General features: G+C 42.7%; 11 protein-coding genes. 6 read left to right on the forward strand and 5 right to left on the reverse strand.

Going from position 1 to position 10,440, the window contains the following annotated elements; translation table 11 throughout:
- Positions 1-5 precede the first annotated feature (5 nt).
- Complete coding sequence (gene apcB / locus IQ246_RS10945; RefSeq protein WP_194002845.1) at positions 6-515, reverse strand: allophycocyanin subunit beta; 510 nt, start codon at positions 513-515, stop codon at positions 6-8.
- Between the two features lie 373 nt (positions 516-888).
- Here apcB and glnA point away from each other — a divergent pair, with 373 nt between their 5' ends.
- Positions 889-2,304 (forward strand): type I glutamate--ammonia ligase, encoded by a 1,416-nt coding sequence (gene glnA / locus IQ246_RS10950; RefSeq protein ID WP_194002847.1) that lies wholly within the window; start codon positions 889-891, stop codon positions 2,302-2,304.
- Positions 2,305-2,461: 157 nt separating this feature from the next.
- Here the strand turns inward: glnA and IQ246_RS10955 are convergent, their stop codons facing one another.
- The gene (locus tag IQ246_RS10955; RefSeq protein WP_194002849.1) at positions 2,462-2,662 is read right to left on the reverse strand and encodes a hypothetical protein; all 201 of its coding nucleotides are present in this window, start codon (positions 2,660-2,662) and stop codon (positions 2,462-2,464) included.
- Positions 2,663-2,971: 309 nt separating this feature from the next.
- Between IQ246_RS10955 and IQ246_RS10960 the strand changes: the two genes are divergently transcribed.
- Positions 2,972-4,030, forward strand: a complete 1,059-nt coding sequence (locus IQ246_RS10960) for a class I SAM-dependent methyltransferase (RefSeq protein ID WP_194002851.1) — start codon at positions 2,972-2,974, stop codon at positions 4,028-4,030.
- A gap of 612 nt (positions 4,031-4,642) precedes the next feature.
- Here IQ246_RS10960 and IQ246_RS10965 read toward each other — a convergent pair.
- The 3 genes from IQ246_RS10965 to IQ246_RS10975 all read right to left on the reverse strand — a co-directional run bounded on the left by IQ246_RS10965 (position 4,643) and on the right by IQ246_RS10975 (position 6,990).
- On the reverse strand, positions 4,643-4,783 hold the full coding sequence (locus tag IQ246_RS10965; RefSeq protein WP_194002853.1) for a hypothetical protein: 141 nt from the start codon (positions 4,781-4,783) through the stop codon (positions 4,643-4,645).
- A gap of 63 nt (positions 4,784-4,846) precedes the next feature.
- Entirely contained in the window at positions 4,847-5,068 is a 222-nt protein-coding gene (patX, locus tag IQ246_RS10970) for a heterocyst-inhibiting protein PatX (protein ID WP_194002855.1), read from the reverse strand.
- 107 nt (positions 5,069-5,175) lie between these two features.
- Complete coding sequence (locus IQ246_RS10975; RefSeq protein WP_194002857.1) at positions 5,176-6,990, reverse strand: FAD-dependent oxidoreductase; 1,815 nt, start codon at positions 6,988-6,990, stop codon at positions 5,176-5,178.
- A gap of 182 nt (positions 6,991-7,172) precedes the next feature.
- On the opposite strand from IQ246_RS10975, the gene IQ246_RS10980 reads away from it, so the two are divergent.
- The 4 genes from IQ246_RS10980 to IQ246_RS10995 all read left to right on the forward strand — a co-directional run.
- Positions 7,173-7,643, forward strand: coding sequence for a helix-turn-helix domain-containing protein (locus IQ246_RS10980; RefSeq protein ID WP_370588483.1), 471 nt, complete (start codon positions 7,173-7,175; stop codon positions 7,641-7,643).
- Position 7,644: 1 nt separating this feature from the next.
- Positions 7,645-8,481 carry a PIN domain-containing protein gene (locus IQ246_RS10985; RefSeq protein ID WP_194002859.1) on the forward strand — a complete coding sequence of 279 codons (837 nt, stop codon included), beginning with the start codon at positions 7,645-7,647 and terminating at the stop codon, positions 8,479-8,481.
- 56 nt (positions 8,482-8,537) lie between these two features.
- Positions 8,538-9,587 (forward strand): zinc-dependent dehydrogenase, encoded by a 1,050-nt coding sequence (locus IQ246_RS10990; RefSeq protein WP_194002878.1) that lies wholly within the window; start codon positions 8,538-8,540, stop codon positions 9,585-9,587.
- Between the two features lie 84 nt (positions 9,588-9,671).
- Positions 9,672-10,440 (forward strand): inorganic phosphate transporter (locus IQ246_RS10995; protein WP_194002861.1); only part of this gene is annotated, 769 nt, incomplete at its 3' end.

Consider the following 10,440-nt stretch of genomic DNA (forward strand, 5'->3'; position numbering starts at 1 on the left):
GATGACTAGATATCCTGTTCGCTCAACTCACGAGTTATGTGGTCAAATGGCTCATCTACAAAAGCTGCACTAGCCACACCTGCTGTTGCTACTTGTTCTTTAACTAAATCCTTCATAATCTGGATACCACGAACCGTCGGCCCAATAGGTACTCCTAAAGAATTGTAAGTTTCCCGTAACCCTTGCAGCACTCGCTCATCCAACACATTTGTGTTACCAGCAACCAGCGCATAAGTAGCATAGCGGAGGTAATAGTCCATATCCCGCAGACAAGCCGCATAACGACGAGTGGTGTAGGCATTTCCACCAGGGCGAATCAATTCTGGCAACTCTTCAAACAACTTCAAACCAGTCTGCTTAACAAGTCCCGCTGCATTAGAATTGATCGCTGCCGCCGCTTGTACTCGTGCTGTACCACTATCAAAATAAGATTTAAGGCTGTCGATCGCATTCCGGTCAAAATACCGTCCAGCTACGTCATAATTCTTAATTAAGCTTGTCACTGCATCGCGCATTCTCTTTTCTCCCAATCATTGCTATCTATGGTTTGATATTTATTTGTCTGCTTTTATGCATCAACAAAAATTTGTGCTATTTAAATATAGATTCGGCACAAAAACAATCCATCCGCTACTTAAGGATTCTATGCCAAAGTTGACCCCTATTGAGATGAACTTTACAGTTTTGTGCAGACAGTTAGGAAAGGTTAATCTAACCTGTAAACCAGATGATCTGTAACAAAAACTACAAAATCATGCAATCTCCTATCTCTAGGATATTTCAGGAGGATATTTCCAGATGTGTCATAACTTGGTTCAGCTCAACAGGGTTAGGATACTTTGAAGATTCTAGGTTTACTTTCAGTAATTGGCTAAAGAAGGAGTAACAATGACAACCCCACAAGAAGTATTAAAGTTGATCCAAGACCAGGAAATTCAACTGATTGATCTAAAATTCATTGATACGGTAGGGACTTGGCAGCACCTTACAGTGTACTACAACCAAATCGATGAAAGTTCATTCAGTGATGGTGTACCTTTCGATGGCTCCAGTATTCGGGGTTGGAAAGCGATCAACGAATCGGACATGACGATGGTACTCGATCCGAATACCGCCTGGATCGATCCGTTCATGGAAGTACCAACGCTAAGTATAACTTGTAGCATCAAGGAACCCCGTACGGGGGAATGGTACAACCGCTGCCCACGCGTTATTGCCCAAAAAGCAATAGATTACCTAGTCTCAACTGGTATTGGTGACACAGCTTTCTTTGGCCCTGAAGCTGAGTTCTTTATCTTTGACAGTGCCCGATTTGCACAAACAGCCAACGAAGGCTACTACTTCTTAGATTCTGTAGAAGGTGCTTGGAACTCTGGTAAAGAAGAAAGCCCCAACCTAGCTTACAAACCACGTTTCAAAGAAGGTTACTTCCCAGTTGCGCCGACGGATTCTTTCCAAGATATCCGTACAGAAATGCTGTTGACAATGGCAAAATGCGGCGTACCTATTGAAAAGCATCACCACGAAGTTGCTACTGGTGGTCAGTGCGAACTCGGTTTCCGCTTTGGGAAGTTAATTGAAGCAGCTGACTGGTTGATGATTTATAAATATGTCATCAAGAACGTTGCTAAAAAATACGGCAAAACCGTCACTTTCATGCCAAAACCGATTTTTGGTGATAACGGTTCTGGTATGCACTGTCACCAGTCCATCTGGAAAGATGGCAAACCTCTGTTTGCAGGTGATAAGTATGCTGATTTGAGCGACATGGCGTTGTACTACATTGGTGGTCTTCTCAAACACGCACCAGCGCTGTTGGCAATTACCAACCCCAGCACCAACTCATACAAGCGCCTAGTACCTGGTTATGAAGCTCCTGTTAACTTAGCTTACTCCCAAGGGAACCGTTCTGCTTCTATCCGTATTCCTCTATCTGGCAGTAACCCCAAAGCCAAACGTTTGGAATTCCGTTGTCCAGATGCTACTTCTAACCCCTACTTAGCATTTGCTGCCATGCTTTGTGCTGGTATCGATGGCATCAAGAACAAAATCCACCCTGGTGAACCCTTAGATAAAAATATCTATGAACTTTCACCAGAAGAACTGGCGAAAGTTCCTTCAACTCCAGGTTCTCTGGAACTGGCATTGGAAGCACTGGAAAATGATCACACTTTCTTGACAGAATCCGGCGTGTTTACGGAAGACTTCATTGAAAATTGGATTGACTACAAGCTGGCTAACGAAGTTAAGCAGTTGCAACTACGTCCTCATCCCTATGAGTTTAACCTCTATTACGATGCTTAATTAACAGCCGTATCTAAATCTAAGAACATAAGTTTAGCCACCCTCTATCTAGGGTGGCTTTCTTTACTGAGTTGTTGTTGGTTTGATCGGTTTATAGTTAGCGCTAAAGCGCTAACTATAAACAATTCTCGCCCTTCAATTATTTTTTGACAGACTACTAGCTCATGGTGGCGTTGCTACGCCCATAAATCATCCGCATAGTAGGTTCTATCTTCCCTTGAGTGGGGTTCCAGTAGTGGGCTAGTTCTTCGTGTAGACCAAGTTCTTGTGCAGCACGCATTAGCATTGATTGCTGACGGTTCTTGACTTGCTGATGTTGACGCACCATTAACGCACGAGATTTTTCGGCGATAGACATAACTATAGTCCTCCGGGTTACTGTAGTGAATGTATTATTATTTTCTGTTCGTTCATCTATTAGTATAGCTAAATTCTGTATCATAAGCTACGGAATTGTCTATTTTTACAAAAATTTATATTTTTGGTAATATCGTGTATTTTTCTGCCAAAAACCTCAGAAAATCAATCCCTAACTAGCTTTGACGATTCACATCTTGCTTGCGTTGGGTTTTACCTTGGGGCATGTACCTTTCCAACAGTAGATATTTTATTCGTTACAATTGTTTACATAGAATAAATATAAGTACTCAAAATTCGAGATATTTCTATGTCTGACACTTTTACTAAACTGACTTATCAGACTCTCCAACAGGGCAAAAATTATTTCAGTCTAGCCCACAAAATCCTCAGTTCACAAGTAAGGAATCTAGCCTATCCCACACTTGAACAGAAGATCAAACCTATCTCCAACGAGACTTTACTCAAATTTCAACAAAGATTGAATCACCTGCTAGAAGCAGACTGGCAAGATGCCCAAAATGGTGTATATCCAGAGAGCCTGCTGTTTGATCACTCCTGGGAAGACTTTTTCCGTTACTATCCATTGGTGTTGGTAGATTTACCTCAAATCTGGGAACGGGCTAAACAAAATAAATATCAGGACTTTGCGCCGGAAATAGAGATAGATGGTTATCCCAGCTATTATGTGCAGAACTTCCATCACCAAAGTAATGGCTACTTGAGCGATCTATCAGCAAATTTATATGACTTACAAGTAGAACTTCTCTTTGGTGGCACAGCCGATGCGATGCGGCGGCGTATTCTTGCTCCTCTCAAGCAAGGGTTGAAAGCTTTTGAATCTGTTCTACCACGACAAGTGCGTATTTTAGATGTAGCTTGTGGAACTGGGCGTACTCTGAAGTTGATTCGAGCAGTGCTACCTCAAGCGTCTTTATTTGGTACAGATTTATCACCAGCTTATTTGCGTAAGGCAAATGAATTACTGTCCCAAATTCCAGGAGAATTGCCGCAACTTGTCCAAGCAAATGCTGAAGAATTGCCCTATTTAGATGACTATTTTCATGCTGTAACTTCTGTTTTCCTCTTCCATGAGTTACCAGCGGCGGTGCGTCAAACCGTCATTGAGCAATGCTTCCGGGTGACAAAACCAGGAGGAGTCTTTATTATCTGTGACTCAATTCAATTGAGTGATTCACCTGAAATGGTGTCTCTAATGGACTCTTTCCCTGAAACTTTCCATGAACCCTACTACAGACATTACACCACTGATGACTTGGTAGCACGTTTAGAGAAAGCAGGCTTTGAGAATATTGAGATGCAAGTCCACTTTGCAAGCAAGTATTTCATTGCTCATAAGCCAGCTTGAGACGACACCAAATTGCGGCGGGTTGCCTAACTGAATATTTGTCCGTACTTTAAATCAATCGAGTGTAGTTTTTTACTTAAAAGACCCTAAAAAGACCAAATGCAAAATTTCGCATCTGGTCTTAGGGATAAAATGACTAACGATGATCTAGCAGATCCTTCTTAATATTTATTTGGTCAACAGCTGGCTGTGAGGAAAAAAACTAGGATGCAAGATTAGGTTAACAAGAGTACTATTTGCTGTTAAATGCAACAAAGCTATACTAATTCTGTGGATTCATGCCCTAGACAAGCTCAAACGAGGCGATACGAATTTCATGCTTCGGTAAAAAATGCCGAATAGTTGCCAGAGCGAAAATTAATTATTTCCTAATACAAATAACTAGCTACTTGACGCATGAGAAAATCTGTTTGGAAGTAAAACAAAGTTGCTTCAAGCCTGTTTTACAACAAGCGAAATACGCGAATTAGATGTACTTGAGATTAACTGATACCCTAAATTACATCCATTTCTAGATTGGTTGAAGATGGAAACGCAGAGCTTATCCGAAATACGAGCACAATTGTATGGCTTTTGAGAAGTTGGTGATGCGTTTGATAAAGACAGTCAATTTTATGGGCGTTTTGATTGCAAGGGTTTGCGCCAATTATATATACAGAGTTTACAGTTGAAAGACTTGGCGATCGCTCTTGGTTTTTTCTGTGTCAGCTGTTGTATTTCTGCTAGAGAGGTCATGTAAAAGATGTTAAGCATCACAACACCTTATTTTCTGGTAATTTGATTCTCTTGCTAGAAGAGGCCATTACCCTACATTACTTAAACAGCAGGATGGATATTTGCGAAATTTCCTGTTAAGTCTCTGCGTCCACTACCCCGATGCGAAGGATCTTGTGAATTAGTTTTCTTCGCCGAGAGCAACTGTTGCGAACCAGGCGTGGAAAGGAGTTGATCAGATAATTCATTGACCATTGCTTGGCAGTTAGAAGCTAAGGGGCCGAACGCCAGACTCGATACTAAAAGTGAAATGGCAGCACGCATAGCAGATGTCTATTTTGGAACTCTCCAATTCACTGATACTTAGCTTTTTGATGAATATCCGGACAATTTGCAAAAAAGTATTGTTCTTTACTGAAAATAAACTACTTTTATACTCCGTCTAGATATTCGACTAATAACCAATTACCGACGTGATTTTGACGACCCCATACTGTGATTAATTGATCGTGGGGACAAATTAGCAATTGCTCATTAATATGCGATCGCAAAGTCACAAGCTGCCAACTTTGACCTTGATTTGCGGCTGGTGTGATGATAGTAAATCTGTAGTTTTGCTGATCCAAGCGGTGTAAAATACCTTGGAAACAGTCATTTTCTCGTATTAATATCTTGTCAAAAGCAGAGTCATAGGATTTATCCCACGATGGACAAGGGCAATAGCCACTGGCTGGATAGGCTTGTGGGTTATCTAAGTAATACAGTTGCCAGTGCAGCCAATCCGAATGATTGGGTGGAAGATTAAAGAAAGGAAAAATTGCCGCTCTTGCACGATGATCTTTTAATAAAGCGGCTTGCAGCACCCTAACAGATAAATCTCTTGGTTGACAGCTTAACTCAATGCACATCGCCGCTGCCATCCCCGCTGCTTGACCAATGCCCATAACCACAGGTTGTAATCTAGTAGCCCCATTGGCAATGTGAGAGACAGAAATATTCTTTTCACAGACCAACAAACCATCTGTTGCAGCTGGAATTAAGCAACTGTAAGGAATTGTGAAGGGAGTCCCAGTCCAACGCCCCCCCCAGCGGATAGATTTAGGTTGTAGTGGGAACTGAACTCCAGGATAGTGGTGGTCATTGGCGTAGTTCCCAAAAGCGATCGCTTCTCGTAGAGAGGCTTCGCCAACGCAAACGCCAAGGGCGAACGCATCATTAAATATAGATGCAACACTACCTTCTACCACTGGTAAGATATCCTGTTCTCGGATAGTAGTTAATCCTACTAAGCGGCGGCTTTCCCGGTAGTAGGGATGCAGTGCAAAAGCAGTAGAGGTGCAAGGAAAAAGCTGTTCTGCTAAACCATAGCGACGACCAAGCTGATTTTGGATAAAACGGGCAAAATTTTGGCTGTGCCAGCGAGATTCTTGGAGAAATTCCCTTTTGGTTAGCTCTGAATCTATCAGACGCTCTACTCCTTCGCCGTAGTCATTGCCACAGATTGGCCAATTAATCATGAATCGGCCACCAGGTAAACGTCCATAATTCAAAAATGTCTCTGCTCCGTAGTTATCCCAAGCACCAGTAAAAAGTGATGGATTTTCGTTAGGAGCCGCCGGAATTTCTGGGGCCACAGCTTCACCAAAGTCTTGCATAATCACTACCCAAGTGGGCGCTTGCACTGGATATTTTTTGGTGAAAGCGTTAAAAGTCACTGGTGCGCTGGGTTCTCCCCACTCAGATTGCAACTCCCAGCCCCAGCGGTAAGGTATCTCAGCTAAAGCTAATAAATCTCCTAATTCTGTAGCATCGAGAATAATCTTGGCTGTGACTATAAAATCAGTAAAGCGGACGCCAGTAATAGAATCACCTTGGCGGAAAACTTCTACCGGCACTTGCCCAGAAATCCATTGCAGATTGGGCAACTCCTGCACCCAATCTGCAAAAATTTCTGCCCCAATCCGGGGATCGTAACTAAAAAAGCTTACCCAACTGTTATCTAATCCTCCGGGCTGTCGTTGTCGCAATTCTTGTAAAAACGCCCCCCATAAGCCCGTTTGAAAGGCTTCTAATTCATTTCCATCGGGTGCAGACACTCCAGCCGAAGTTAGCATTCCCCCTAACCAAGGAAATTCACTCACCAAAATGGTTTTGGCTCCCCGTCGAGCCGCTTGGATAGCCGCAGCAGTACCTCCGGTTCCCCCACCGACAACTAAGACATCAGTTGTGTATGTCTGATTCAACATCGCTTAACCTCACTAGAGTTCCGACATATTCTCTCCAGTAAGCTTGGCATCAGACAAGATACTTTATTTTATTTTTCGGATATTTCGTTTATGTAGTGTGTAAGATAAACTGTAAATAGGATTGACAGTGTGTAAATAGGATTGATAATGACAAGCCCCACGACAAAGTAGGAGACAGATTTATGATGTTAAGACATAACGTGTCTTTAGATTCTGTAATATCTCCAAACCTAGAAGCCCAACCTATCAAGGAACTAGAGCGCATACTTAGCGTTAAAGGTTCCCAGGCGAAACTGGTAGGAGCTAACGGAGAGCAAATTACCATTCCTGATTCGGTGTACCAGGTGTTGCATCAAGCTGTTCATGCAATGGCATCAGGTAAAGTGGTGTCCGTAGTTATTCAAGATCGAGAACTGACGACTCAAAAAGCAGCAGATTTTCTTAAAGTTTCACGTCCCCATCTGATTAAGTTATTAGAACAGAAAGAAATCCCCCACATTATGGTGGGAACACATCGGCGTGTTCGTTTTGAGGATTTAGTGAAATATAAAAGACAGCGCGATAGTAAGCGTCAGGAAGGACTTAAGCAATTTACTCAGTTTTTGGAAGATGAGGGATTCTATGATGACGAGACTAGCGAATTAGATCAGTAAAATGGTACTCTCGGTTATTTTGGATTCCTGTGTCATCTACCCTATGCCTTTGTGTGATACTCTCATGCGTGCTGCGGAGGCAGAGTTATACGAACTTCATTTTTCACAAGAAATTCTGGATGGCGCTACTCGCAACCTTGTAAATAATGGGAGGATGACAAATGCCAAGGAAAGATACTTTCAAGAACAAATCAAGACAAACTTTCCTGACGCGATAGTGGAAGTACCAGAGTATCTAGTTGCAGCAATGACAAATGATATAGGCGATCGCCATGTTGTTGCTGCTGCTATAGTTGCCAAAGCAGAAGTCATAGTTACTGCTAACCTCAAACATTTTACTGTAGAAGCTCTAGCTCCTTATCAGATTGAGGCTTGGCATCCAGATGATTTTTTGGTTTACCTTGATGAGCAACATCCAGGAATAATGATTAAAATTATTTGCCAGCAGTCTAATGAGCTTAAACGTCCAGTGACCGTTACTGAGTCGCTTGACAAGTTAGAAAAAAATAATAGAGTACTAAAATTTGCTCGTAGTATTCGCTGCCAACTTTATTCTGACGAAATTGTGCAAACTGCCAAAAAGGCTTTGAACAGTCAGTTTGCAAATAAAGCACCTGAAGGTGGTCGATGCTTTGAGGGTGAACGGTATCGACTCTGGCAAAAAGGGGAAATTTTAACAATTACGGCTAAGGACAATCGGAGTGAGATTCTTAGGCTTGAAAATGGGGGAATTGGCGGTAATCTCTCATCAGCAGATGTTGAGGCATTTCAAATCTTTGAAAAAAGCTTAGAGCAACAATTACAAGAAGCTCAAACAGAGAAATCTCAAAATTCATAGCTTAACGTTGACTGCTAATGTTACATCTAAATATCATTGAGCGGAGAAAAACCAACGTGAAAGCACAGGTATTTAGAGGCGTCAATCAACTGTCTTACGAAGATATCCCAGTCCCAACGCTGGAACCAGATGAAGTGCTGGTACAAGTGCAGGTAGTGGGGTTGTGTCAGTCAGATATTAAAAAAATTCGTTATCCCCTATATGAACCGCCACGCATTTTTGGACATGAAACTGCTGGTACCATCGCAGCAGTAGGAAATAACGTCACAGGTTGGCAAATAGGACAACGGGTGGCGGTGATGCACCACATCCCTTGTATGCATTGCGCTTACTGCTTAAACGATAACTTTTCTATGTGTGATGTTTACAAAAACATTTCCACAACCGCAGGCTTTAACGCCAGTGGTGGCGGCTTTGCCGATTATGTCAAAGTGCCAGGACATATTGTGCAAAACGGCGGGCTAATTCCCATCCCTGATCATATCAGTTTTGAAGAAGCGAGTTTTGTAGAACCAACTAACTGCTGCTTAAAAGCAGTGAAAAAAGCCCAAATTGCCCCTGGACAAACTGTTTTAGTGACTGGTGCTGGGCCAATTGGGTTAATGTTTATCATGTTGGTGAAGTATTTCGGAGCAAAAGCGATCGCCACCGATTTACTACCATCTAGAATTGACAAAGCATTAAATGTTGGTGCAGAGGCGGCTTTTGATGCTCGTGACGCCGATTTACCAGCAAAAATTCATGCGCTCACTGGTGGATTAGGTGTTGATGTCGCCCTATTGGCTGTTCCCAGTGAGAAGGCTTTCTTTCAAGCAATTGACTGTACCCGCAAAGGCGGTAAAATTCTGTTTTTTGCAGAATTCCCCGATGAGGTGGAAATTCCTGTCAACCCCAATATCCTGTATCGCCGGGAAATTGACTTGATGGGTAGTTACAGTTCATCCTACCGCCTGCAAAATCTGTCTGCTGATATCGTATTTAATCGCCGGATCGATGTAGAGGCATTGATTAGCGATCGCTATCCATTAAAAGATTTATCAGCAGCAGTTGCACAGGCGATCGCACCCACAGCGGAAACTTACAAAATCTTAATTTATCCCCAGTGAAGGGATTAAGAAGAGGGAGACAAGAGGAGGGAGGGATAATAATAATTGTTCACTTACCTGCTCCACTCCCCCACTCAGCACCAAATGCTTATAACCCTAATTGCAGTCGCCCTCCTAGCCTTCTACGTTGCTTTCAACCTTGGAGCTAACGATGTTGCTAACGCAATGGGAACTTCTGTTGGTTCCAAAGCTGTCACTTTAAAACAAGCGCTAATTATTGCTGGGATATTAGAGTTTACGGGCGCTACGTTATTTGGACATGAGGTAACAGAAACCCTAGCGACGAAAATTACCAATCCTGTTTTATTCGCCGCTACGCCTCAAATATTAGTGACTGGGATGGTAACGGTGCTACTGGCGAGTGGGGTATGGTTGCAAATTGCCACCTCACGCGGTTTACCTGTATCCTCGTCTCATGCAGTTGTTGGTGCGATCGCTGGATTTAGTTGGGTAGCTTTGGGAGTGGGTGCAATTGATTGGTCATCAATTGGCTCAATTACTATTGGCTGGATTTTAACACCGATTATCAGTGGCATAATTGCAGCTTTATTTTACAGTCAAATTAAGCGCTGGATTTTGGATCAACCAAATCAATTAGTGCAGTTACAAGAGTGGATTCCCTGGTTAAGTGCAATGCTTCTGGGTGCGTTTGGCGTGATTGTGCTTCCCTCACTGACTCAACCACTAACCAATTTTTTGGTTGAGCTTGGTTTCAACATACCAGCTCACGACATCCCCCTACTAACGGGTTCGGTAGCAGCAGTTGGACTTACCATCATCAGTTGGCGACAATTGGGACAAAAGGAGACAACAGCGCAAAAAGAAGAGTCTACCCCATGCCCCATGCCCCCTG

This window comes from aff. Roholtiella sp. LEGE 12411 (genome assembly GCF_015206995.1).
In the GTDB taxonomy this organism is placed as follows: domain Bacteria; phylum Cyanobacteriota; class Cyanobacteriia; order Cyanobacteriales; family Nostocaceae; genus Komarekiella.